Genomic DNA, 24,880 nt, shown 5'->3' with positions numbered 1-24,880 from the left:
ACTGCTTTCCTCAAATGCTAAGCTAGACTCTTTAAATTTAACCCCATAACCCTTGGTGAGAGGGATACACTAAGCCTTCTGCATATTTCAATGCATTGTCACGATCTTGTCCCATCAATAAAGGACCATCAAGATCGACATATTTGGTATGTTGAGCGATCAACAAGCCTGGCGCCATCGCCAGCGAAGTCCCAACCATACAGCCCACCATGACTTCAAAATGCATTTCTTTCGCTTTTTGAAGTAACTGCATCGCCTCAGTGATACCACCGGTTTTATCGAGCTTGATATTCACCATGTCATACTTCCCCACAAGGGCATCAAGATCACGACTGGTATGGCATGACTCGTCAGCGCATATTGTCATAGGGTGCTCAATGCTTGCTAAAATCTCATCTTGCCCTGCAGGTAATGGCTGCTCGACCATTTCCACATTATGTTGGTACATCACATCCAGAAACTGCTCTAAATCACTTTGCGCCCAAGCTTCATTGGCATCGATGATTAAACGTTGATCAGGCAATGCATCCCGAATAGCGCTGATCCTTTCCACGTCCCCTTTGCCCCCAAATTTTAGCTTTAGCACCGCATGCCCTTGCACTTTTTTAGCCGCAAAAGCCATGTCTTCAGGCCTGCCTAAACTAATTGTAAAGACTGTGTCTACTGGCTTAGGCTCAGCCATTTCAAATTGTTGCCAAACAGGTTTATTTTGTTGTTTACTGATTAAATCCCATAACGCGCAATCAATCGCATTACGAGCAGCACCTGGCCTCAATAGCGTTTGTAAACTCTGAGGTGTCAACATCAATTGAGGATCATCTTTAAGCCTTTTCTGTACTGCTGCAAATTGTGACATCACTGACTTAACGGACTCACCATACCGCGCAGTAGGAGAGGACTCACCAAAGCCCGTTAACTGCCCATCAGACGCCTCAACCACTAAGACTTCTTGACAAGTGGTACTTTCACGAGAGATAACAAATGGCGTATCTAGCGCCCATTTTTCAGAATACATTTGTAATTGCACAATCATATTTCCTTCTAGTCGACACCCAGCTGGGTTGAATACAACACAGATGTTAGCAAGAGAGCCTATTATGAAATCCACAAACTGACACTTATATTCTAGGTATTCCCGCACTTTTTTGTAAAAATAAAGGGAATTTCCCTTGCTTTAAACAATAAAAGCAAATAGAACAAATGATTAGCACATAAAAAGAGAGCACATATCGCCTTATGGTCAAAAAAGCCAAACTGGATCGATACGATCTAAAAATATTATCTGAGTTAAAACAAGAGGGTAGAATGACAAAAGTCAAGCTGGCCGATGCCGTTGGTCTATCTGATACCCCTTGCTCTCAAAGACAAAAGAAATTAGAAGATAAAGGCTTTATTAAATCCTATCATGCCCAAATCGACTATGACCGCTTAGCTGAGATTAATTATTTTATTGTTGAGTTTGCCTTTATTGATTTTTTCCCCACAGAAAGAGCCCGTTTTTTAGAGACCATACTGGCTATGCCGGAAGTCGTCGAAATTAAAGCGGTATTAGGTGAAGTGGATTATTTTCTCACCTTTGCGGCTAAATCGGTGCAACATTACCAATCACTGATTGAAACATTGCAAGCCAAACACTTTATCTTTGAATACACGAGCCATGCAGTGAGTAAAACAGTTAAAAATGAATTCGATGTCAAATTACTCGAATTACTGTCTGTTTTAAAAACCTAATCATTACCGTGTGATAACAATGTCACTCAATAGCCATAAAGATGCGCCTTGGATCACACACTTCGATGCGCACAAAAAACAAGCATCTTGAATTATTGCGGGTATAGACCTTTACTTTAATAATAGGTCTAACACATAAAGATCAAGCACCATGGACAGTCACACTCCCATTTTGCCTCAACATGCTTCTACGGCGCAAAAACATGAACGCAACCACTTTCTGGAACAACAAAGAAAGTGCTATCAGTGGAATATGCATTCGGCCAATTTAATGGGTGTGCCATTGGTGAGCCAGCTTGATGAAGAAGAACTGCCCACGCAAGAGTGGAAGAGTTTAATTTGTATTACATTATCTGAAATCATCAATAACTTTTTGGTGGTGATGGAAGATTTCCCGCTCAAGGTCACACCCAATATTGATTTAGCCGCCTTAAAAGACAGTCACCAAAATATGTTACCCATTATCGAGCACTTAAAGTTACATCAAGCGCCCCATCATCATTCGCTATGGCATACCTTTATGCACCTTATCCATCATACTGAATTTGATCGAAAAAGCCTCATGGATGATGTTGAAAATATCGCTTGGCCTGAAATACAAAATAACATTAAACAGATTGATCGCATCTTGCATCAATTGGAGAAAGACAACACACAATCAGGCCTGTCTACTGAACAGTACCAGCAACTGTTTAAAACTCTAAAGCTGCCGCGAATTGCAAGTCAAATGAAAAAAGATCAAAGCTTTGCCAATCTTAGACTGGCGGGCCCCAATCCTATGCTACTGAAAAATATCACACAACTTCCCTCACACTTTCCGCTGACTAATGACATGGTTAAGCACTTATTTATTGGCCATGATAACCTAGATAAGGCACTACAAGATCAGCGTATTTTTATTAGCGATTACAAATCACTCACCAGCCTCACAGAGCAAACTGGCATTTTTCAACATCGTAAAAAAAACCTCAACGCCCCCATTGCCGCCTTCCTGTTAAATGCAAACAGACACCACTTTATGCCCATTGCCATTCAGTTAACACAAGATCCAGCCATCAGCCCTATATTCACTCCTCCTTGCCATGATGAAACCGATTACCTTTGGCAATATGCCAAAAACAGTGTCAATTATGCTGACGCAAACTATCATGAATTAATCGTCCATTTTGGGCGAACCCACCTCATTGCAGAAGCCTTCGCCATTGCAACACATAGGCAATTACCCCACTGCCACCCCATTAACCGTTTATTACTGCCTCATTTTGAAGGCACTTTATTTATAAACTCTGAATTAGAATCCAATTTAATTGCCGCTCATGGTCCTATCGCCAATATTTTTGCAGGCCAAATAACCGCTTCGCAACAAGCCGCTGTAAAAAGTCGGTTATCATTTGATTTTTCAGGATCTTACTTACCAAATGAATTAAGTCGCCGCGGCGTGTTTGATCCACAAATTCTGCCTTATTTTCCCTATCGAGATGATGGGCTTAAAGTTTGGCATGCCATTGCTCAATGGAGTGAAAATTATGTGTACCTATATTATGAGAGTGATGATGAGGTCATCACAGATAATGAAATACAAGCTTGGCACAACGAAGTGCATTCATTAGGAAAAATCCATAATATTCCTACCTTAACCAGCCGTCATATTCTTTCTGAAGTATTAACCATGATCATTTTCACCACCAGCGCGCAACATGCTGCCATTAACTTTCCTCAGCGTAATTTAATGTCATTTTCACCTATTATGACAGGGGCTATATGGGATAAGCGCCCCAAATCAAGGAATGATGAAGCCGCTTGGTTAAAGACCCTTCCGCCCATTGTTATCGCACTGGAACAACAAGTGATGTTAACCCTATTGGGCTCTATCCACTATCGAAAACTGGGGGAATACAAAGACAACCATTTTCCCTACAAGCCTTGGTTTAAAGACAAAAAAGTCACCGAAGCCAATGGGCCTTTAACCCAATTTCAAAATCAATTGCTGCGCATTGAAAACGATATAAAGACTGCAATTATTGCTCGTCAATCATATAATCCTGACGGTGAACCTTATGATTATTTATTACCTAGCACTATCCCATGCAGCATAAATATTTAAACTCTCGCAAAAAACAAAAAACCATATAAAACAATTTATTATATAAACTTCATATTGCTATATGCCATCTATTACCTTTTTTAAAAATTAAATTGTGCACAACCTAGTTGCAAATATCCGTTAGCAGCGCTATAGTGAACACAAGATAAATTGTGCACAACTTAAATATCAATTTACATTGTTGAGCACACCAAAAATTGATAACTTTTAAGGCTCCGATTATGAAAACGTTATACCAAACAAGCGCAACCGCATCTGCTGGCCGTAATGGCGAAGTTAACACCAATGATGGTCAACTGTCTTTATCATTAAGCTACCCAAAAGAAATGGGCGGCTCAGGCGCCGGTAACAACCCAGAACAACTTTTTGCAGCAGGTTATGCCGCCTGTTTCTCTAATGCTATTTTACATGTAGCCAAAGAAGCTAAGGTTCCATTAACCCAAGCACCGGTTACAGCAGATATCGGCATCGGCGCTAAAGACACAGGCGGATTTGCATTAACGGCAAGTCTTGCCGTTACACTGGATTTACCGCAAACTCAAGCAGTAGAGCTGGTTAAAACGGCGCATCAAGTATGCCCATACTCCAATGCCACCCGCAATAACATCGATGTGGGTTTGACCGTGAATGGTGAAAGAATCTAATTGATATTCGATTATATTTGTGAAAAGTTTTTTTAGAGCGAAAAGCGATTTTTATAGAGCCCCTCAGCGCCATTTCTAGTGGCGCTGATCCTTGGCTAACATAAATCTTACTGAAAAATCATTCCAACAAGGCTAAGATGACAATCTGTCTATTATTATCTTAGGTTTACTATGGCCTTTCCTGACATTCACGCCGTTATTTTCGACATGGACGGTGTACTCATTGACTCAGAACCCTTATGGCAACGAGTCGAGTTTGATACCATGACCGCACTTGGGTTGCCCATCACCTATGAAGACACTTTACAAACTACGGGGCTGAGGATCGATCAATTGGTTGAGTACTGGTATAAACGTTATCCTTGGCCAGACTATCAAAGAAAAGGAAAGCATAGCGAAGAAAACAGTAATCACGCCATCGCTGAACGGATTATCAATCAAGCTATTATCACTATTAATCAAAATGCAAAGCCTATGCATGGTGTCATTGAAGCCCTTGATTACTGCCAAGCTCACGGGCTTAAAATCGGTCTTGCCACCTCATCCCCCTCCATTATGATTAAAACCGTACTCACGAAGCTTAATATCACGCATTACTTTGAAGTGACAACGTCCGCAGAGCACCTCGCCCACGGCAAACCTCATCCCGAAGTCTATCTTAACTGCGCTGATGCATTAGGCGTCTCGCCCCATCATTGCTTAGCAATTGAAGATTCGTTCAACGGCCTGATCGCCGCCCGCGCTGCCAACATGCACACCATCGCGATCCCCGCGCCCGAGCAACAGCACCTTCCAAAGTGGATTGTTGCCCACCAGCAGCTTGCGAATTTAACCGAATTAGCGGGCTATTTAGAGAGTAATAAATAGAGTGAATTGGGAAATGAATAGGGGAATAAATAGGGAATAGGGATGAAGTGAGTACATTACCTTGAATGTACTCGCTTCATTGTTAACACTAAGCCAGACTAATCTTTATTGTGTTTCTCTGCCTTCATACATGATTTGCATTTATTGGTGAAGAAAGTGACGTAGGTCGTTTTACTTCGGCTATCACCTATCACTTGATTACAACAATTTCCTAATTCTCAAGCAACTCTTTGACATCGTAAAAATTGAAAGAAACTTTATTTTCCTCACAATCAATTAATCTATAACTATTACGCTCTAAACCGTCATTTACACTATTAATCTGAAGGTGCATAAATTGAGTTAAACCTCCTCCCACATCAGCAACTTTCAAATCACTTATATCCAAAAAATGAAGCTGAAATTTAGGCGTATAAAAATCTTCAGATTCAGTTAAAGTCAACAATAAATTATATTGTAAAGTGTCAACATCAACATCTAAATGAATAGAGTAAACACAATTATACACTATTAGTTTTTCATTTAAGCTCTCAATTTCAATCATTGATTTAACCTTGTCTGTTTTCCCTTAGGGCCAAATTTAGGGCCATATTCATACGAATGAGAATGTGGGTTTGAATGGTACTCCTTAGGCTTACTAATATCACCATAACCATGATCAGTATAATCAGTTCTCTTTATTTGCCGACCATATTGATCATACTTAACTTCAGAGTATTCTAACTTTTTGGTGTTGGGATTAAACTTTGTATGGGTCAAAAATTTAGTACCAGGTTTTACTTGGGTTGGTGCATTTTTGTACCAAGCCTCATCTGACAACACAGGCCCTTTCTTTGCAACAACCTTCTTCGTTGCCGCTTTGGCAATGACACCGACACCACCCGCCATCGAAATGGTATTCACCACAGTAAAATAGGTCTTTGGGGTTATCCCCGCTGCTGTGACTAAATTGTGCTGAGCCAATGCTATATTGTACTTCACTTGGGCCATGAAATCCCAATCTGCAGCCCCCATCCAATAATCGGCTTCATGCACTAAGGTGTTCATGGGAAGATCGCCACCCCAACTCCCCATTAAGTCCGATTTATTTTGAAATTGTGCCAAAGTCGGTGCGGGTCCCGTTACTGAGCCCGCAGTATTTCGTTGAACAGCACCACCATAGGTATTAGTGCGGCCATCAGTTTGTCCCTTAGCCTGGTTAACTTGATTCCCTTCAGCGCCCGCACCTTTGGTGGATGAATCCGCACCTGTATCACTGATCCCTTTCATTGAACCATAGACGCTATAAGCCGCCATGGCGGCATTGGCAATCGCCCCAGGCCCGCCATCACCATATTTAAAAGCTTGCACTGAGTTGTATACCGTTTCCACCGCCTGATAAATCATATAAATATAATAAGCAATTGCCACCGCTTCATAGACCATATCGGCAGCGACTAAAATGGCCACAACTTGTGCCAAAATAGCCACCACCGAATAACCACTGGGATCGACCGCATTGAGGGGATTATTGCGTACATAGCTATAGCGATTATAAGCTTGTAAATTAGTGCCGTCGGCCACTAAGGGATCGACCGATAAAAAGCGCGCGAGGCGAGGATCGTAGACACGACCATTCATATGAATGATCCCTAACTCATCGATATGCTCATGGCCTGTAAAACCGCGATTGTAATCGGCATGGGCAAAGTCCATGGCACGATTTAACGGCTTTAACGGGTTGTCGCTGCCCACTTGTAATGCGCGGCGTTGCCCCCAAACATCAAAACTGTGTTCACTGACGACCTTGCCATTGGCATCGGTCATTACAGTGACAGAGCCTAAATGATCGCGATACAAGTAGCTTAATACTTGACGACTGTTAGCGCCAAAATATTCCATCTCGACCGCGACGCCGGCTAAATGGCGCTGCACTAACGACATCACCCCATTGGTACGGGTAAACTCGACATTACCCACATACAAGGTTTGCTTTACACTGCTGCCATTTTTATCTAACCGTTTAAAGCGCACACCATCAAAACCATATTCAAACTCTGTGGTTTGGCTGCCTGCCCTGATTAAAGTGGGTTTATCGACCGTATTGTATTCAACTAAGCTACGGCCACCACCACTTGTCATGTTGCCATTAGCATCATAACTAAAGCTGCCCGCTAAATCGCCATTACTGATGCGACTGACGGCATGAGGCCGTCCAGACTCATAATGGTACGTGCCCACATCAGTTTTGCTGATAATGTTCCCCAGCTCATCATAACGAATCGCATAGCGCTGCGTCCCGCCGCCATTACTCAGGGTAATATCCGTTAGTCGATGTAGATCATCATAAACAAAGCTTTCATCGATATTATTTAAGTTGTCGTAGCGATACTCTAAGTCACCATATTTGTCAAAATGATAACTTAAATTTTGCACTCCGCCTGATTGACCCGTTTTAATCGAGGTTAGATGCCCCGTATACTCATCATATTCTTGCTCGGTGAGCAATTTATTACCTAGCTGATACTCTGTGGTATTCCCCCACGCATCGGCTTTACCAAATTGCCATAACAACTTGTTGTATTTTAAATTATGACGCTTAACTAAAGTAAAATCCGTATAGGTATTCTTTATACCGTACCCCGTGGCATCGATCTCAGTTTTCACCGCATAGGCATTTTCTGGCCCATAAAATAACGTCCGCTCAGTGTAACGATCTGTGCTACTGCCAGTGTTAAAAGTTAAGCTGCGTTGATTGACTTTAGACAACCAATGGTAGTGATAATCTTGAGTGATGTTATTAACCTTATCACTGACTCGGCTGACTAAGCCTTTGCCGTAAGCGCGAGTGTCATAGATCCACTGAGTATCTTGATCTAATACACTATTGGCAAATCGACGTTGACGAACAATAATGCGATCTAAGGCATCAAACTCTTGGGTCGTGACTTGGCTTTTATTATCTTGTTGCCAAATGATATTGCCAACCGCATCATACTTATACTGAATAATGCCTTTATCAGGATCGCTCATTTTAACCTTGCGGCCTAAGTGATCGTAATAATTACGCGTAATAATATTGCCCGAACCACCAGAATGAGCAGAGTGCGAACGAATAACATGAGTTAAATTACCCGCCGCATCATACTTATAAGAAAGGCTATTACCATCGACATCGGTGGACTCAACAAGCTCACCGATCACATTGGTTGTTTTTGACTGTACTCGACCATCTGGATCAGTCTCTTTAACTGTACGACCATCATATTCAATGGCCCAACTATTGCCTTTGGCATCTTTTGCAGCCACTTTTCGGCCCACGGCATCATATTGAACACCCGCATAGCCTTGTGGTAAATATTGGAAAGTCGTTTCACGCAGTTGCGTCAAACCCAAATCACTAAAATGCGGAATACTGGTTCCTATACCTTGACCTTCCCTGTTATAGGCATGTCGCGTCCATAACCAACTTTGGGTCACCCCACTACCATTATAACTTTCAATGACTTGGGTTTTATTTGCTAATTCTCGGCCTTTACTGCCAAAGTAAACCACACTGTCGCCACCATGGCTTTCGGTCTGTGTCTGATAATACCAAGCGCCATCGACACAGGTATTGGTGCATTTTTGTAAATCGATACTCGAGAATGTGCCATCGGCTCGATATTCAAAATTCAGCCGACCCAATTGACTGTAGCCATAATAATCTGTTTGGCCATTAGGGGAACGGGTACTGGTTTTAGCGCCCAAAACAGAATGGTAAGTATATTGAGTGGTTAAGGCATAATCATCGGTTGGAAAGCCTCGATATACTATTTCTTTCGTAGCATATCGGCCATAAGTGTCAAACTGATACTCAATTGCACGAGTTTTAATGCCATCTCCCGTGGTTTTAACAAACACAAGGTTACCGAACTTGTCGCGTGTATACGCTTCCTTTAAGTAAAAATTTACACTGAGTTCATCATCGGGCGCACTACCTGAACCTTGGGAACCATCGGTTTCGGTAAATTCAAGTAAACCTAAGCTGTCATAACCAAAATGCTGACGGGTAGAAATACTTTGCGCTTCACTACTGCGGCTTTTCGTTATCGTTTGATGCGTTAATCTGCCGCCTAAAAAGGAATCAGCATGTTCATAAGTATTATTAACAGTACTTTTATACCAAGTGCTACTGGAAGCAGAAGGTTTGGTGAGCGTCGTGACTTTGCCAAAATTCCCCCACGCATCCGGCAACTCGTTTTTCAATTGCGTATAAGATAACGCATCTGTCGTCGCTAAATCATATTGAAAGGTTTCTTCAAGCGATGAATAAACATAACCTGTATTTAAATACCGTTTATAATTCTTCTTCGTTTCATTAATCAGCTTTGAATCAACATAGGTTTTAGTTGATTTTAATAAGCCTGTATAAGGGAAATCTTGATGATAAGTGGCTACCCGTTTTGTCTTAGTGTCTGACTCATAATTAGAGACCTCAGCAAAACCTAACATACCACGGCCAAATTGCGCCTTTAAACCGCGATAAAAATAATTCACATAACTACTGGTTGACTCGGATGACCCCGCCTTAAAGGTCACTTTAGTGACGACTTTATAAGGTTGATTGACATCCACCACTAAGCTGCCATTGCCCCAATTTTTGGTATATCCATCGACCTCACGAGTATATTTAGTCAGTGCAGCACTGCTGGTAAGGCTCGTATAAGTAATGACCTTCTCATTTTCATAACCATCAGTAATATTGGTAATAACATCTCGTAAACCACTTGTAGATCTAAAATTGGATAGTCGGCCATTGAGGTGTAAATAATCGGCATTATCATCACCATCCAAGTCCACAAATTGATCAATCATGCCGGTATAACTGGGAATACTGGTTTTGACGGGAGCGCTTAATCCTTCCCCATCAAAATAATGCACATAGTAATAGCCATTTTTCTTAATAAGAAAGTCAGTATAGCCATCACCATTAATGTCAGCTAAATGAAAATTGGGTAATCCTTCATCATCTACATTAACTATTAACCAATGCTGCTCATCGGTAAACTCACCATTTCCTTTATTAAAACGGACATAAACTTCGCCCTCATCAATATAAGTACGTGGATTTTCAATATGTATTTTCAAATAAGTAAGATCTGCTAAACCATCACCGTTTAAATCTTCAACTGTTAATGAATTAGTAATGATCCCATTACCATATGCAGACACATCACCATAACTTATACCACTAGCCCCTTGTGCAATTGTATAAAGGTTCTTAGGCGTATTAAAATATTCAATTGTTTCTACAAAACTTAATTGATTATTCTTAAGGTTAAATAATTTCCATCTGCCACCAAAAGGGCCTGTACGAGGTCCCCAAGGAGTAATATTTACGGTTTTAAAATCATGCTCAGGAATGCCGAAGAGAAAATCATTTATCCCATCGGCATCAATATCCAACACCTTAATGTAATTTTTTAAAAAGTAGTCATCATGGAAAAAATATGGAAAGGCATTTCTAGCGCTCGCCACCCCAGGGATTGTCCATTGTTGTGCTGCGGAAAAACGCCCAAATCCTTGAGTCTTAAATTCATTAAAATGAACAATTAACTTGTCACCTACCTGATAAGCAAAATCGGCGTAGCCATCACTATTAAAATCAGCAATTTTAATATGATCGCCTTGCGAGCGAATATTGGTATTAATAGCGCCTGTGCCAATTTTATAATCAATGGCATAGGGATCATTGACATCCAAGTGAGAACGGTAAATTTGCCAGTAACCCGCTTGTCTAAAAATAACATCATCACGACCATCATTATCAACATCAATTACTTTTGCCGTAAAGCGAAAATCAGCCTTAGCATCATCTTCAAAATAAGCAGTTTGCTTAAAGGTTGCGCCACCTTTAATAAAAATAATATCATCACTGGATGAGTTAGAATCATCCCTTAGCTTCCAATAATCTTGTATGCCATCTCCATTCATATCCAATAACAAATAAGGTAAAGGGGATGATATGCGGTTATCTTTATAGCTATCGTTATTGTTATTACTGTATTTGACTTCACTAGCGAAACTCACATCCCCTTCAGCCCAATCGAATTGGGTTTTAGGCAGATAACTATCACCACGACTAGCCTGAATTGAGCTTATTAAGCTGCGCTTGGTGGCCGCGCCATAAACATAATCAAAGTGATAGGTACGTAATTCTTGATTATTCACATAAGACGTTATTGTTGTTAACCGTTTATCAATGCTAAACCGATAACCTGCTGAATAACCTTGCTTAATATCCTCTCGGTCTTCATAGTCAAATTCTATGCTATTGAGCCCGTTTGCATAAATTACTGACGATAGACGATAACTTAAGCTATTCACATTACTGTTGGTATATTGATAGACTATTTCGTTACCTGCAGCGTCCACTTTTTTCCATAATGGCCATGCCACTGCACCACGTGAAGAGGTTACATTGACGCCTTTATAAATAAGCTGTGAACCATCGATATTGTTAACTGTAAATTTAGTTGCGCCAAATTGGTTCGTCTCAATAATTTCAATATCGAGTGGCTCATGGGTTTCTAGACGATATTTAGAATAACTACTGCCATATTGGCCACCGTTTTTTACAAATAGTTTTTTACCATCAAGACAAAAACGGTCGGTATCGGTAAAACTAATGCCGCTGGCTTGACCATCTTGTTCTTTATTTTGAGGACATCGTGTAATCACTGAAATACCACCGATGCTCCAACCCACACCTAACCAACCATTTCCACTACTGCTACTGTAATCCAAGCTCAAGTTAGGCACTAGCCCTGCGGTTCCCGGTGCTTGCTCAATTGGCATGTTATAATTGGCTGTTCCCATTGAAGTGACTTTAAACTCAGCAGGAATAGAACCGACGACTTCCCCTCTATCAGTATCATCTAATGGATTTTGAACTTTAGTCGGCCTCACATCGGCCTCAGGATTATCAGACAGTACCGCCGCATCATATTCAGCAACAGCATGTGCACTTGAATTAATATCTGATATCACCAAATGTGAAAACTCGCGGCCTTGGCCTAATGAAACAATGAGCTCTTTATTTTTATTGCCATCTTGATCAACATACTTCAGTTGATAGTCTGTCACAGCTTGGGCTTTTTGTACCTTAAAATAATCGAGTGCAATCTCCGAAATATTCCACTTATTTTGCAATTTAGACAACATAAGTACTGGCAATCTTGATTCGACAAATAAAGGAATGGAAATATCACTGGCAATGAGCACAAACTCGTTAGGTGCTTTAAGGTAAAAATTCCCTTTACTGTCTTTAAATAATTGATAATCGAGTTCAACTATTTTTCCTGCGCTCACAGGCTTATTGATGATGATCTCTTTAAAATTGACATAATCATTGCAAGCACCATAAGAACAGTTTTTTACTCGATATCGATATCGCCCAAAACCCGCCGATACCGTTAATGATTGCTTAGTGCCACTGTATACTTTTTGCCAAGCTGAACCATTCACGCTTTCTTCGATAATACTGTCTTTCGCACTAGGATCTTTTTGCCATGTTAGATTAATGCTTAACGCTGCATTATAGGAAGCCGCTAACTTTACAGGAGGGATCGGTTTCTGTACTTGGATAATTAAAGGACTTGTAATCGCAGAACAAATTCCCGAACGGCATCGCTGATACGTATATTCATACTCCCCTTCGGGTAATAAACCTTGACCTAAAGTATCAGCCACCCCAACAGACTCTTGTGAAATTAACTGTCCCTCTTCAATTAAAGAACGAGACCATTGATAGTCAGTGCAATTTTGACTAACTGAACTGCTTGATGTATCACTGGTATTAATTGATGATAATTGCGTTTCTACTTGAGCAAAGCTTCCAATGCTATCTTTTCTGTCATCCTCAACACCGCCATCTATTTTATCAGCAGGATCAATTTCATCTAAAATATCGCAAACTCTAGGAATAAAAATTTCATCTTCTGATTGTGTTTGCGCCTCAAGTTCTTTAGGGTCAAAAACTGTTAATAAAAATTGCCCTTCACCCATATAAATCTTCGAAATATTAGTTGATGCTGCAAACCCCATCTTTGAATTGATCATTACCACAAAAAAGAACAAACTTGCCCTAAACACTGACTTAAAACCAAACATCAACCACCGCCATCAATTACCCAAAACAGACACAAAAAAGCACAAATCAATACAATATAGAAACAATTGGCGATATTAACACACAAGGAATACAACTTTAGTCTTAATTTATTCAGGCTATCTCGATCGGTTTATTTTTGAACAATCATCAATAAATAACGGACTGTTAAAATTGAAATGAAGTCATAAGGCAGAAAAAGTAAAGTATGGAAAGTAGTGAATAAATACAATATGAACGAAGAGAACGCCATAAGAAACAAAGGACAATTCCAATTACTAACTTCTCACAAATGCTACCAAATATTCTACAATTTCACTTACTAAACAGTAAGTATCAAAATGTCTTCACTGGCATTGTTGCCCTGTCGGTAAGCAATTGATAGGTGTTATCAGCGCCTCGCGTCACGATAGTGTCTTTGAGGTTCAAGGTTTTTCCCGCTAAAGTCAGCTGAACATTCCCAGTGTATACGGCCGCCGATCCTTGTGTCCAAACACTGTCCGCTACGATTGAATCGATATTATCCATTGCTGCTGTGATCTGAACATCACCCGCATAAATCATTTTCTTGCCGTCCATAGAGGTCTCTATTGAGTCAGAGACTATTTTCGTTTCACTATCAGCATAAACATTAATGCCAAATAAAACAGACGCCGAGCTTAACAGTAGGGCAAACCCGATATAACGCCCACGAGCCTGATTTTTATGTTCAATAGGCGTCAATTTTGGTGCTATTTGAATAAAAAAATCACTCGGACGCAGATGAAATGGCTTTAAGGGTTTCTTTTGAAGTGTGCCCGGTTTTTTCTACCCGCTGAATGGTGCGAGTAGACACATTACACAAGTGGGCTAACTCTTCTTGAGTCCATGCTTGATTTTCCCTAAGAGCCTTTAACTTATTTATGTCGAGTGTTTGTTTTGAATTAGCTTTATTGTTAAAAAAGTTGCCAGTCATTTTGTCTTAATCTCAAATTCAACTTAATCCATATACTGGCAGAATATTTTCAATCACACCTTGATCAATAACCGTCATAGACACGACATCAACCCGACAAACACTGACGACCGGGCTAGTGACATTTAAAAAGTCACATTCCATAAACCGCCCAGTAGCGGTGCATAAAACTGTCTAAGGCGGTTTTATCTGGATAGTCAAATTCATACTTATTATGAAAAAAAAGCGTTAAGCTGGTACGGCCATCGGTTAACACAACCGTGTAACCATCACTGTCAGGCTCAACGGTGAATCCCTCAAAATGATAGGCCCCCTCTTGTTTGACGCCATCTCGAGTGATTTTATTCACCACAGCTAAAGCTTGATGTACATCGATTTCATTTCTCATGGAAGACTCCTCATCAATAGAGAAAAGAAAAATAACAGTCTCTATTTAGTGATACTCCCACCTTGACCTGAATGCAAGTAAAAACAATTTCATTCTAATATCACTTCGTCACATTCAAACGGTATACTTGAATTATCTCTGTATCCACTGGCATACTCATTCAACCTATAGGGCTTAACGATGCAATCAATTATTGAGATCAGTTGGCTTGAGCTCTCGCTATTTGGCTTTATTTTACTTATCCCCTTAGGCATTAATTACTTCCTTAAACTCGCATTGACACAAGAAATCATAATTTCCGCGCTGAGAATGGCTATACAGCTAGTGCTTGTTGGCTTGTATTTACAATATTTATTCACTTTAAATAGCTTATGGGTAAATGTACTTTGGCTGCTATTAATGGCATTAATTGGTACCAGCTCCATCATAGGTAAGAGTCATCTGCCCAAAAAGCCACTTTTCATTCCCATTTTTAGTGGTTTATTAGCGGGACTTATTCCATTACTCTTCATTATACTCATAGGGTTACTGTCACCTTCACCCATTTATAGTGCACAATATTTAATTCCCCTCGCTGGCATGCTATTGGGCAACAGCCTAAGCGGAAACATTGTTGCCTTACAACGCCTCTTTAGCGCATTTGAGGATAGAAAGGTGGAATATGAAGGCTTGCTTGCACTCGGTGCAAGTCCAAGGCAAGCCGCTTTTCCTTTTATACAAGCAGCAGTGCAACAGGCGTTAGCCCCCAGTTTAGCATCAATGAGCACCACAGGATTGGTCACTTTACCCGGTATGATGACAGGACAAATATTGGCGGGCGTTGATCCTATCATTGCCATTAAATATCAACTGGTGATCTTAATCGCCATTTTTGTCATGATTATTTTGTCAGTCACTACAGCGTTACTCCTCACTACGCGCAAACTGATTAACCCCAGCGGCTTGGTTTTAGTCTCTAATAATAAACATAATAAAACCGTCAAGTGATAAATAAAAAAGCCACCTTAAGGTGGCTCTGAGTTCTTTCTTATTCCCCTAGCATCTCTTGGTAAATCAACCTCACATTATGCACACTGGGCTCCACTTTCTCAGCGGGTAATAATCCAGGTAATCGTTGCAAAGTGAGTCTATGATTTTCATCCCTTAAAAAACAATACGCTTGAGTTAAATATTCAGCTTGATTAATACAAATCAAATCTAAATCGGCTAACATACTAAAAATACGGATGTTATCTGACCATGCCGCGAGCTCTTTATATTCATGAGCATGGGCAAGCACGAGATATTGAGCAATAAACTCAATGTCAACCATACCACCACAACTCTGTTTTAAATCAAAGGTATCTGCTTTCACTTTCAGTAAATGATCGCACATCTTTTTACGCATGGTTTTCACATCTATTGCTAACTGGGTCGTATCTCGTTTCAGGCGAATGACCTCATCTCGAATCTCACCAAATCGACTCAATAATTCATTATCACCAAATAAACACCGCGCTCTCACTAAAGCTTGATGCTCCCATGTATGCGCTTCTTGTTTTTGATATTCACCAAAACTTTCTATTTCACTCACCAACAAACCAGAAGCCCCTGAAGGCCTAAGGCGCATGTCCACTTCATATAATTCCCCCGATAAAGTACGAGTGGAAAATAAATGCAAAATACGCTGAGCCAACTTAAGATAAAAACGGCCCACCTCAATAGGCTTATCACCATTGGTTTCCGTTTGCCCAGGGCTGTTATGCAAAAAAACCAGATCAAGATCGGAGCCATAGCCTAGCTCGACTCCGCCGGCTTTTCCGTAACCCACAATCGCAAAGCCCATTTCACCTTGCCTTAAATGAGCGGGAACACCATGGCGTGCTTTAAGTTCCGCCCAAGCTTGAATAACCACCTGCTCTGTAATCGCCTCAGCAAGCAAGGTTAAATGATCGCTCACAGCCATAACGGGTAATATGCCTGTTACATCCGCAGCGGCCACTTTCAATTGCTGGGTTAATTTAAACTGCCTAAGTGCTTCCATTTGCTGCTCTAAATCGCCTTCAGGCACACGAAGTAAATACTGCCTTAATTCACTGGCATAATCGCTTAACGAGGTAGTGTGATAAAGCTGGGCAGGATCGATAAGCTCGTCAAGTAGCATAGGAAAGTTAGCTAATTGCTCCGTGATCCACGGGCTTGCGCAGCACAATCTGACTAATTGTTGACGGGCGCCTAAATTTTCAAACAGCAATTCTAGATAAGTCGTCCGCGTTAAAATTTTGTCCAACACGCTTGAGACCGCAGCGAATGCTCCAGAAGGGCTTGTTTGCAAAAAAAGCTCTGTAAACAACCTCGGCATTAATTTATCTAAGGTCTCTCGCCCACGATGACCAATGGTTCGACTGGTAATATTTTCTCGCCACTGCTGTAATACCGGCCAAAATTGAGTATCACTGATATATTGCTCGTCAAACAAGACTTGCATATCTTCTTCGGTGTAAGCAAGCCAAAGCTGATGAGTCCAGCTTTGATCATTATCTTCTTTTTCTTGTCCCCCTATCGTGTCGATAAAATGCCCATGGACTGTTTTCATGGCGGCATCGATTTTCATTTTAAGCTTTTCAGGCGATTGCACTTGCAATCCATAACATAAGCGTTGCCAATTAAGTTCATCCTCTGGCAAAGTTTGCGTTTGCTCATCGTTAATCGCCTGTAGCAAATTCTCGACTCGCCTTAAGAACACATAGCTTTTTTTCAGTTCATCAACGGCTAAATATTCTAATACCCCTAATTGGTATAAATTTTCAATGGCCGCAAAAAGACTTTGCTGTCTTAATGTCGGTTCACGTCCACCGCGAATTAATTGAAAACTTTGCACCACGAATTCAACTTCGCGGATCCCACCGGCCCCTAATTTAATATTATTAACGAGTGAACGACGACGCACTTCTTGAGTAATTAACTGCTTCATTCTTCGAAGCGCTTCGATAGCTGAAAAGTCAATATAGCGCCGATAAACAAAAGGCCTCAACATATTCAGTAATTCACGGGTATGCTCATTTTCTTCCCCCAGTGGACGCGCTTTAACCATGGCATAACGTTCCCAATCACGCCCTTGCTCTTGATAATAATCTTCAAGGCCTGAAAAGCTCACCACAAGAGGTCCACTCTCACCATAAGGTCTCAAGCGTAAATCCACTCGATACACAAACCCGTCGCTGGTCACTTGATGTAAGACTTTAATTAATCTTTGTCCTAAGCGAATGAAAAACTCTTGATTTTCAAGTGCTCTTCGGCCACCTTTGGTCTGTCCATGTTCAGGAAAAGTAAAAATCAAATCGATATCGGAAGAAAAATTAAGCTCTTTGCCCCCCAGTTTACCCATACCTAAAATGAATAAAGATTGTGGCCGACCTTCATCGTCACAAGGCGTACCGTATTGCAGACACATTTTTTGATAGAGCCAGTCTCTAGCCGCCACAACCAAGACTTCAGCCAGCATAGATAAATCGAGTAAAGCTGACTCAAGCTCGCAATAGCCTAGAAAATCTCGCCAGGCAATACACACCATTTGCTTGTTTCTAAATTGCCTTAACACCCGTTTAAAGACTTCTTCATCATTCACATCTTTGACTAAAGTCTGTAACTCATTAGCAAACTGATCTCGTGCAAATGTATGCAATTTATCATGCAATAAATCGGCTATCCAATCGGGATGACGACAAATCTGTTCGGCAATAAAATCACTCAGCCCCATGACACGACGTAGCTCATTTTGCTCAGCATCATTCAATGCCGCAACAGCCTCTGGCCAAATTGACGATAATCGCTGCCAAGCTTCGTCGGCTGTTTGTAGAAGAAGTTGAGAGAACAACTTGTTACCTGGTTCAAGCGTGGTCATAATACCCCTAGGGCCTGTTTATATTTCGTGATTAAATTATGTCCGAGATAAACGTGTTTTAATCGCGGCGAGAGGTGTGATGCCTAGTCATTCTAAGCGAATGCCTCTCAACAAAGAGTAAAACACGTGTAGCCGGATCCTACGGACAGCGCTTGTCGCTCCTTTCTACGGCATTATCGCTTATTTATGGAGAATAACTACACCGCATAAGCTCTGCCTTGTATAAAGAAACGACAAACTGCTGCAGAAATATTCACCAAAGATAAACAGGCCCTAATGCTTTAGACTATCGACATAATATGTCGTCGATGGTATAACTGTGCCACAATTGAACGAGCCATATTGTATGACTGACATTCTCAATCTGTCATGTCAGAGCAATATGGCTCAGTCAATTGATTTTATGCTGCCATAGAAAAGAATAACTCAAAAGAGCTGGCCCTTTAATGAACACTTGTTATTCTTTGTACCACAATCATTTTGGCCTATTGTAATTTACATTCGGTATTTTTATCAAAATACCCATAATCATTAATTTGGAGAAAGCATGGCAAGAATGCTGCTAGGTGTTCTCACCGTCATACTCGCGTTATCGCTAACAGGATGTGGTGATGAAAGACCGGAAAAAATAACCCAATTTCAAACCTTAGCTCAACAACGGTTAGATACCCTCGCCAGTATGCTCAATGATGGCCAAATTCGAAACGCCACCTTATTGAGCCAATATACCAATATATTAGCGAAACAAAAACCCGATCTCGCTCCGCTGTTAAATCAACTTGCGACCGATTCAACCCCCAACGGCCCCTTATTTACCTCGCTGACACGTCGCTTGATCGCTTCAAAAACAGCCTCTAATTTTGTAGATTTAGATCAGCAGCTTGCTGAGGTTAAAAATATTTATGAGGCGGCCGATCCGAACCAATATAACGATATGCTCTCCGATCCCGTTAATGTGGTTGCTGACATGTCTAATGGAGAACTCGGGCGAGTAAACTCCATCAGCCAAGCCGCATCAAAACTGGCCAATAATGTCGATGGCAGTGAAGGCAATCAACTCGTCGGCAATCCAAGTTATGGCAGTTGGCAAACGGGTTCAAATGGCATGTCATTTTGGGCTTGGTATGGCATGTACTCTATGTTTTCCAATCTCACTCGTGGACCTGTCTACTATGATCGTTGGTCAAGTGGCCGTAATTACAGTTATTACAACGATGTCGGTCGCTCTCGATATACCTCCCCCAAACAAGCAGCAGCACAAAATAGTACTTATGAGAGAACTAAAAAACAATTCAACTCCCAAGGACGTCAATTTAATAGTCCTTACGCTAAAACGCGCACGGGAGGTTCAAGCTTATCTCGCCAAAGCACCAGCAGCCCAAAAGCCAGCACTGTGGGCACTAAAAGCAGCTATTCAAAAACAAAAAGTAGCAGTAAGTTTAATTCAACTTATTCCAAAGACAGTAGCTTTCGTAACTCCAGTAGCCGGACTACCCGTAGTGTTCGTCGGGGCAAATAATTTAAGGAACTGATATGACATTTTTTCAAGACTACGGTTTAACACCAGAATTGGCCGTTATTTTAGCCATTGATTTAACGATTGCCGTCATACTGCTAACCTTAATGCGTTATCTACAAGGTTGGAGCATTAATGTAAACAGTCACCATGAACTGGCAGAAAAGGACAATTTCGCCTTTGGGATCAGTACAGCTGGTGGCGTAATGGCACTTGGTATTGTACTGACTGGCGCCATTACGGGGGAAGCCGCGAGCTCATATTTAATCGAGGCAATCGGAATGACAGCCTATGGTGTATTTGGGCTTGTCCTCATCAAATTAGGTCGTTTTTTGCACGATAAGATAGCACTCAATGAAATCAGTAAAAATGATCTCATTATTAAAGGCAATGTCGCTGTTTCCATTGTTGATGCTAGCGCAGTAATCGCCACTGCAATCATTATTCGCTCCGTGCTGATGTGGGCCGAAGACTTAACCTTAGACACCTTTATTGCTATCTTTAGCGCCTTTATCATTTCTCAGTTAATGTTGGTTTTACTGACTCGCTGGAGAGAGAATCGTTACGCGAAACGCAATCAAAATGCCTCAATGCAAGCTGCATTAGAGCAAGGTGAAATTGCCATTGCCGTCCGTCATGCCGGATATTTGTTAGCTATGGCCTTTAGTTTTAGCGCTGCAAGTCATTTCATCGATTATGATCCTCAAGCCTATGTGAATAATTTGCTGGGTTGGCTTATTTTCTCCATCATTATGCTCATTGCCTTATCTGTGCTGTTAGCCATAGTCAAAAAATTAGTCTTAGCAAGGATTAATCTTACCGATGAAGTGGAAAAACAGAAAAATATTGGTGTCGCTGCGGTCGAAATGGCCATCAGTGTTTCTATTGCCTTAATTTTAATGGCATTAATGGCTTAATCTTAGATCATACGGGCAGTTTTTATCGCTGCCCTTTTTCTATGACTAATCGCCTTACTTGACGATAATTGGACAAATTGATGTACGCCAATGTGAACACTCCACAGGTGAAAAACCGAAAATTAGCTTGGTTCGACGATGTGTTATTGCTCGGCATCATGGCCGTGCTCGCCGCTTGCGGGCTAATTTATGAATACCTATTATCTCACTATGCTGGCCGTATACTTGGCGCATTAGAAGCGGCCATTTATACCATGATAGGCTTGATGATCGTCTCTATGGGCTTAGGCGCTTTTGCCGCTCGAAAAATTCGCTGCGCGTTCACCGGTTTTGCTGTTTTAGAGCTTATTGTTGCTCTATGCGGCGCATTAGCCATTTTGATCACCGCATCGGTTATTGGTTTTAGCCAGCAATTACCTCAAATTATCGCCAACACCTTAGGTTTACCCGCCGATCAATTACCCAACGGTGGCTTTATTGGCACTTTTCAAAATTTAAGTCAGTACTTACCTTATGTTTGGGGCGTATTATTAGGCCTGATGATCGGCATGGAGATCCCACTCATTGCGCGCGTGCGTCAGGCATTATCGGATGAACACCTATTACATAATGCGGGCACTATTTATGGTGCAGATTATATTGGCGCTGGGATTGGCGCGGCTATCTGGGTGACATTCATGCTCGCCATTGATATTCAACTGGCCGCAGCACTCACTGCCAGCTTTAACTTATTAGCCGGTTTTGTTTTTATTAGCCGATTTTGGCATAAAATTCAACACCCTAAATTATTACTTGCGGGTCATATTATTGCCAGTGGTTTGCTCGTACTTTTAGCATTACATGGGCCCAAGTGGGAACAAGACTTTAATAATTTACTTTATAAAGATAAGGTTATTTACTCGAAAGCCACCCGCTTTCAACAGCTCACTTTCACAGAACGCCTGAGGGCCGCCCCGCTTCCTCCTGTTTATTCCATGTATATCAATGGCCGATTACAATTTTCCAGCAGCGATGAGCATATTTACCATGCCTTTCTCGTTCATCCAACACTGGCCGCCAGTGCTCGCCATGATAATATTTTAATTATTGGAGGAGGAGATGGTTTAGGGTTGAAACAAGTCCTTAAATGGCAGCCAAAACAGGTCACTCTTGTTGATCTCGATGTGGGATTAATTGATATCTTTAAACAGCCGAATCACACCATCCCACCTCGTCTTCAACGAGCGTTATTCGCCCTCAACGGTAACGCCCTTAACGATCCCCGCGTGAATTTAGTCTTTAATGATGCCTATAATGCAGTCGATCAATTACTGGCTGAAGGCAAAATGTTTGATGCCATTATTGTCGATTTACCGGATCCCAGTCATCCGGATTTAAATAAACTTTATTCAGACGTTTTCTATCGAAAACTAAAGGAATTATTAAGTCGAGATGGGGCTATTACGGTGCAATCAACCTCACCGTACCACGCCGCTAATGCCTTTATTTCAGTTGGTAATACGCTAGAAAGCGCAGGATTTAATGTAAAACAGTATCATCATAATGTGCCAAGCTTCGGTGAATGGGGCTGGAGTATTGGCACCCTAATGGGCAGTAATGCTAAGCAACGGTTACAAAAATTACAGCAACTGCCAGTGAACGATCCTTGGTTAACACCTGAACTTATCCATGGTGCTTTCGCGTTTCCCGCACAATTTTATAAAGATAAAGCACTAGTCAAAGTGAATGTGTTAGGTTCAATGCAATTGTATCAATATCATCAACAAGCATGGTTAAATGATCAAGGATAATGCCTTTGAATGCTTCAGGGTTATAAAAACGGTAGTTTAAGTAGGTTTAGGTATATTAACAGTAAGATAGTGCTTGACATATTATGTCACAGTGCTAATCTTTAATTAAGACATAATATGTCATAAGGACAAACATGAATATACACAATATCGCGGATCACCTCAATGCTTTAGGTGATAGTAGCCATACGGGTCTTAAATTTGATTGCTACCCTATTGATGGTGAAGTGGATGTGTTGCAAGTCAACATAGTCAACCGTGAAGAGTTACCCATATTTGTATCGGTTACGGATAACCAAATTCTCTGCATTAGCTATTTATGGGGAGAAGATGAAGTTAAACCAGACACACGCTTAGCCATGTTTGAAACCATGTTGGAATTAAATATTCCCATGCCTTTATCATCTTTTGCAAAAGTCGATGATAAATATGTTGTATATGGTGCACTCTCTGTGCAATCAAGCATGCTAGAAGTAGAACAAGAGTTATCAGTATTGTCTGATAACTGCCTAGAAGTCATCGACGAATTGGTCGACTATTTGAAATAAAGGAGCCTATTATGGGCATTTTAAATAAAATTCTTACTGCTTTTCGTGGCGGCGCCACTGAAGTCGGACAAAGTATCGTAGATGCAAACTCAACCCGTATTTTTGAACAAGAAATACGTGATGCAGAAAAGCACTTAACGAAAGCCAAACGCGATCTTACTGATGTGATGGCTAAAGAAATGCAAGCCAGTCGTGAAGTCGACCGCTTAAAGCGCTCTGTCGCCGAACATGAAGGTTATGTTGCTCAAGCGCTTGAAAAAGAAAATGAAAGTTTAGCCCTCGAAGTGGCTGAAAAAATTGCCGGACTTGAACAAGAGCTCGCCGAGCAACAATCTGCCAATGAAAGCTTTACCGCACATGCTACTCGCTTAAAAGAGCTTGTTCGTAAAACAGAGCGCCAAGTGGCTGATTACCAACGTCAGTTAACCATGGTTAAAACCACTGAAAGCGTGCAAAAAGCCACGGCGACCATTACAGACTCGTTTGCAGGCAGCAATTCAAAACTGCTAAATGCTAAAGATTCATTAGAACGTATCAAAGCTCGTCAACAAACTTTTGATGATCGTCTTCAAGCCGCAGAAACATTAGCTGAAGATAATAGTGATAAAGCCTTAAATGATAAGTTAGCAGAAGCCGGAATTGGTGAGCAAAAATCCAATGCCAATGCTGTACTCGACCGCATTAAAGCACGTAAAGGCTAAAGGAGACAGACGTGGGATTTCTAAGCGGCCTCTTTGGCAAAAAAGAAGCACCTAAACGTCAACTCGACCATCCTAACAAGCTTAACAAGGGAGACATGATCTCCCTTGATGATAGCTTTGCCTTGCCCATACAGCTACGTGGGCAACAGCTTAGGGTCGAAACAGTGAATACTTACGAATATAAGCGTAAGCAATTTGCCGAATGGGTTCTCAAAGGCCACAGCAACGAAGCTGTGTTTCTGTCATTAGATGAAGATGATGAGACTTACCTGTCTTTATCCATCAAAGTGACACGGGATCAAGTTGAGCAATTATTTGATCTTGACGAATTTGCCAATATTTTTGAAGAGCCAGGCAAAGCACAGCTAACCACGCACTCCCTGAAGGGAGAGTTGGCTGATCTGCTTGATAATTGGTATGCAGATGCTTATCATCAGGTCTCTTTTTCGGATCTCGGTTATTTTCATAAACTCGATTATCGTGGTCAAAAACCACCACAAGATGAAGAAGGTGAACGAGGTGAAGCATTTGAGTCTTATCAGCTTCTCAGTAATGATGAGACCAAAGCTATCGATATTGAAGTCTATGAAGGAGGTGTCACTGACGTGATGCTCACACTCTACAGACCCCTATCTGATATCCGTGATTACTGGCCTGCAGAGCTATAACCTATTCCATCAAGCCAAGTTCGACGTTAACTGGGTT

19 protein-coding genes are annotated in these 24,880 nt (G+C 41.2%); 11 read left to right on the top strand and 8 right to left on the bottom strand.

The features are described 5' to 3' along the window. Positions 1-37 precede the first annotated feature (37 nt). Positions 38-1,027, bottom strand: a complete 990-nt coding sequence (dgcA, locus tag Q0779_RS11820; protein WP_298772802.1) for an N-acetyl-D-Glu racemase DgcA — start codon at positions 1,025-1,027, stop codon at positions 38-40. A gap of 209 nt (positions 1,028-1,236) precedes the next feature. On the opposite strand from dgcA, the gene Q0779_RS11815 reads away from it, so the two are divergent. The 4 genes from Q0779_RS11815 to hxpB all read left to right on the top strand — a co-directional run bounded on the left by Q0779_RS11815 (position 1,237) and on the right by hxpB (position 5,346). Next, the gene (locus Q0779_RS11815) at positions 1,237-1,731 is read left to right on the top strand and encodes an Lrp/AsnC family transcriptional regulator (RefSeq protein ID WP_298772801.1); all 495 of its coding nucleotides are present in this window, start codon (positions 1,237-1,239) and stop codon (positions 1,729-1,731) included. 151 nt (positions 1,732-1,882) lie between these two features. Continuing rightward, complete coding sequence (locus tag Q0779_RS11810) at positions 1,883-3,835, top strand: lipoxygenase family protein (protein WP_298772800.1); 1,953 nt, start codon at positions 1,883-1,885, stop codon at positions 3,833-3,835. A gap of 221 nt (positions 3,836-4,056) precedes the next feature. Then, positions 4,057-4,479: an organic hydroperoxide resistance protein gene (locus Q0779_RS11805; RefSeq protein WP_298772799.1), complete on the top strand. Its 423-nt coding sequence runs from the start codon at positions 4,057-4,059 to the stop codon at positions 4,477-4,479. Positions 4,480-4,650: 171 nt separating this feature from the next. Further along, positions 4,651-5,346: a hexitol phosphatase HxpB gene (gene hxpB / locus Q0779_RS11800; protein WP_298772798.1), complete on the top strand. Its 696-nt coding sequence runs from the start codon at positions 4,651-4,653 to the stop codon at positions 5,344-5,346. Positions 5,347-5,557: 211 nt separating this feature from the next. Here the strand turns inward: hxpB and Q0779_RS11795 are convergent, their stop codons facing one another. The 6 genes from Q0779_RS11795 to Q0779_RS11775 all read right to left on the bottom strand — a co-directional run bounded on the left by Q0779_RS11795 (position 5,558) and on the right by Q0779_RS11775 (position 14,820). Next, the gene (locus tag Q0779_RS11795) at positions 5,558-5,890 is read right to left on the bottom strand and encodes a hypothetical protein (RefSeq protein WP_298772797.1); all 333 of its coding nucleotides are present in this window, start codon (positions 5,888-5,890) and stop codon (positions 5,558-5,560) included. Beyond that, positions 5,887-13,479 (bottom strand): RHS repeat-associated core domain-containing protein, encoded by a 7,593-nt coding sequence (locus tag Q0779_RS11790; protein ID WP_298772796.1) that lies wholly within the window; start codon positions 13,477-13,479, stop codon positions 5,887-5,889. Before Q0779_RS11790 ends, Q0779_RS11795 begins: the two co-directional genes overlap by 4 nt. A gap of 334 nt (positions 13,480-13,813) precedes the next feature. Continuing rightward, complete coding sequence (locus Q0779_RS11785) at positions 13,814-14,200, bottom strand: hypothetical protein (protein WP_298772794.1); 387 nt, start codon at positions 14,198-14,200, stop codon at positions 13,814-13,816. A 25-nt stretch (positions 14,201-14,225) separates the two neighbouring features. Further along, positions 14,226-14,432 carry a helix-turn-helix transcriptional regulator gene (locus tag Q0779_RS24015; RefSeq protein ID WP_367180815.1) on the bottom strand — a complete coding sequence of 69 codons (207 nt, stop codon included), beginning with the start codon at positions 14,430-14,432 and terminating at the stop codon, positions 14,226-14,228. 18 nt (positions 14,433-14,450) lie between these two features. After that, entirely contained in the window at positions 14,451-14,576 is a 126-nt protein-coding gene (locus Q0779_RS11780; protein ID WP_298772792.1) for a hypothetical protein, read from the bottom strand. Further along, complete coding sequence (locus Q0779_RS11775; protein WP_298772790.1) at positions 14,566-14,820, bottom strand: DUF3081 family protein; 255 nt, start codon at positions 14,818-14,820, stop codon at positions 14,566-14,568. The genes Q0779_RS11780 and Q0779_RS11775 overlap by 11 nt, the downstream gene beginning before the upstream one ends. A 180-nt stretch (positions 14,821-15,000) precedes the next feature. On the opposite strand from Q0779_RS11775, the gene Q0779_RS11770 reads away from it, so the two are divergent. Continuing rightward, the gene (locus Q0779_RS11770; protein WP_298772788.1) at positions 15,001-15,807 is read left to right on the top strand and encodes an ABC transporter permease; all 807 of its coding nucleotides are present in this window, start codon (positions 15,001-15,003) and stop codon (positions 15,805-15,807) included. A 40-nt stretch (positions 15,808-15,847) separates the two neighbouring features. Here Q0779_RS11770 and glnE read toward each other — a convergent pair whose 3' ends face one another. After that, positions 15,848-18,703: a bifunctional [glutamate--ammonia ligase]-adenylyl-L-tyrosine phosphorylase/[glutamate--ammonia-ligase] adenylyltransferase gene (gene glnE, locus Q0779_RS11765; protein WP_298772786.1), complete on the bottom strand. Its 2,856-nt coding sequence runs from the start codon at positions 18,701-18,703 to the stop codon at positions 15,848-15,850. A gap of 547 nt (positions 18,704-19,250) precedes the next feature. On the opposite strand from glnE, the gene Q0779_RS11760 reads away from it, so the two are divergent. From Q0779_RS11760 to Q0779_RS11735, 6 genes are all read left to right on the top strand, one after another. Next, positions 19,251-20,222 (top strand): hypothetical protein, encoded by a 972-nt coding sequence (locus Q0779_RS11760; protein WP_298772785.1) that lies wholly within the window; start codon positions 19,251-19,253, stop codon positions 20,220-20,222. Between the two features lie 14 nt (positions 20,223-20,236). Then, positions 20,237-21,136, top strand: coding sequence for a DUF350 domain-containing protein (locus tag Q0779_RS11755; RefSeq protein ID WP_298772784.1), 900 nt, complete (start codon positions 20,237-20,239; stop codon positions 21,134-21,136). Between the two features lie 80 nt (positions 21,137-21,216). Beyond that, positions 21,217-22,926: a polyamine aminopropyltransferase gene (locus Q0779_RS11750; RefSeq protein ID WP_298772782.1), complete on the top strand. Its 1,710-nt coding sequence runs from the start codon at positions 21,217-21,219 to the stop codon at positions 22,924-22,926. Between the two features lie 134 nt (positions 22,927-23,060). Further along, positions 23,061-23,474 (top strand): DUF2170 family protein, encoded by a 414-nt coding sequence (locus tag Q0779_RS11745; protein WP_298772780.1) that lies wholly within the window; start codon positions 23,061-23,063, stop codon positions 23,472-23,474. Positions 23,475-23,485: 11 nt separating this feature from the next. Further along, complete coding sequence (locus Q0779_RS11740) at positions 23,486-24,175, top strand: PspA/IM30 family protein (RefSeq protein WP_298772778.1); 690 nt, start codon at positions 23,486-23,488, stop codon at positions 24,173-24,175. Positions 24,176-24,186: 11 nt separating this feature from the next. Then, complete coding sequence (locus tag Q0779_RS11735) at positions 24,187-24,843, top strand: hypothetical protein (protein ID WP_298772776.1); 657 nt, start codon at positions 24,187-24,189, stop codon at positions 24,841-24,843. Positions 24,844-24,880: the final 37 nt, after the last annotated feature.

This window comes from uncultured Shewanella sp. (assembly GCF_947491715.1).
Classification (GTDB): domain Bacteria; phylum Pseudomonadota; class Gammaproteobacteria; order Enterobacterales; family Shewanellaceae; genus Shewanella.
Note: the sequence above shows the minus strand (reverse complement) of the source record. Positions and strands in the feature narration are given on the sequence as shown.

Excerpts from the sequence above, each read along its gene's own strand:
- Q0779_RS11815 (WP_298772801.1), top strand. The coding sequence starts at position 1,237 with ATGGTCAAAAAAGCCAAACTGGATCGATACGATCTAAAAATATTATCT.
- Q0779_RS11810 (WP_298772800.1), top strand. The coding sequence starts at position 1,883 with ATGGACAGTCACACTCCCATTTTGCCTCAACATGCTTCTACGGCGCAA.
- Q0779_RS11805 (WP_298772799.1), top strand. The coding sequence starts at position 4,057 with ATGAAAACGTTATACCAAACAAGCGCAACCGCATCTGCTGGCCGTAAT.
- hxpB (WP_298772798.1), top strand. The coding sequence starts at position 4,651 with ATGGCCTTTCCTGACATTCACGCCGTTATTTTCGACATGGACGGTGTA.
- Q0779_RS11795 (WP_298772797.1), bottom strand. The coding sequence starts at position 5,890 with ATGATTGAAATTGAGAGCTTAAATGAAAAACTAATAGTGTATAATTGT.
- Q0779_RS11790 (WP_298772796.1), bottom strand. The coding sequence starts at position 13,479 with ATGTTTGGTTTTAAGTCAGTGTTTAGGGCAAGTTTGTTCTTTTTTGTG.
- Q0779_RS24015 (WP_367180815.1), bottom strand. The coding sequence starts at position 14,432 with ATGACTGGCAACTTTTTTAACAATAAAGCTAATTCAAAACAAACACTC.
- Q0779_RS11780 (WP_298772792.1), bottom strand. The coding sequence starts at position 14,576 with ATGGAATGTGACTTTTTAAATGTCACTAGCCCGGTCGTCAGTGTTTGT.
- Q0779_RS11775 (WP_298772790.1), bottom strand. The coding sequence starts at position 14,820 with ATGAGAAATGAAATCGATGTACATCAAGCTTTAGCTGTGGTGAATAAA.
- Q0779_RS11770 (WP_298772788.1), top strand. The coding sequence starts at position 15,001 with ATGCAATCAATTATTGAGATCAGTTGGCTTGAGCTCTCGCTATTTGGC.
- glnE (WP_298772786.1), bottom strand. The coding sequence starts at position 18,703 with ATGACCACGCTTGAACCAGGTAACAAGTTGTTCTCTCAACTTCTTCTA.
- Q0779_RS11760 (WP_298772785.1), top strand. The coding sequence starts at position 19,251 with ATGGCAAGAATGCTGCTAGGTGTTCTCACCGTCATACTCGCGTTATCG.
- Q0779_RS11755 (WP_298772784.1), top strand. The coding sequence starts at position 20,237 with ATGACATTTTTTCAAGACTACGGTTTAACACCAGAATTGGCCGTTATT.
- Q0779_RS11750 (WP_298772782.1), top strand. The coding sequence starts at position 21,217 with ATGTACGCCAATGTGAACACTCCACAGGTGAAAAACCGAAAATTAGCT.
- Q0779_RS11745 (WP_298772780.1), top strand. The coding sequence starts at position 23,061 with ATGAATATACACAATATCGCGGATCACCTCAATGCTTTAGGTGATAGT.
- Q0779_RS11740 (WP_298772778.1), top strand. The coding sequence starts at position 23,486 with ATGGGCATTTTAAATAAAATTCTTACTGCTTTTCGTGGCGGCGCCACT.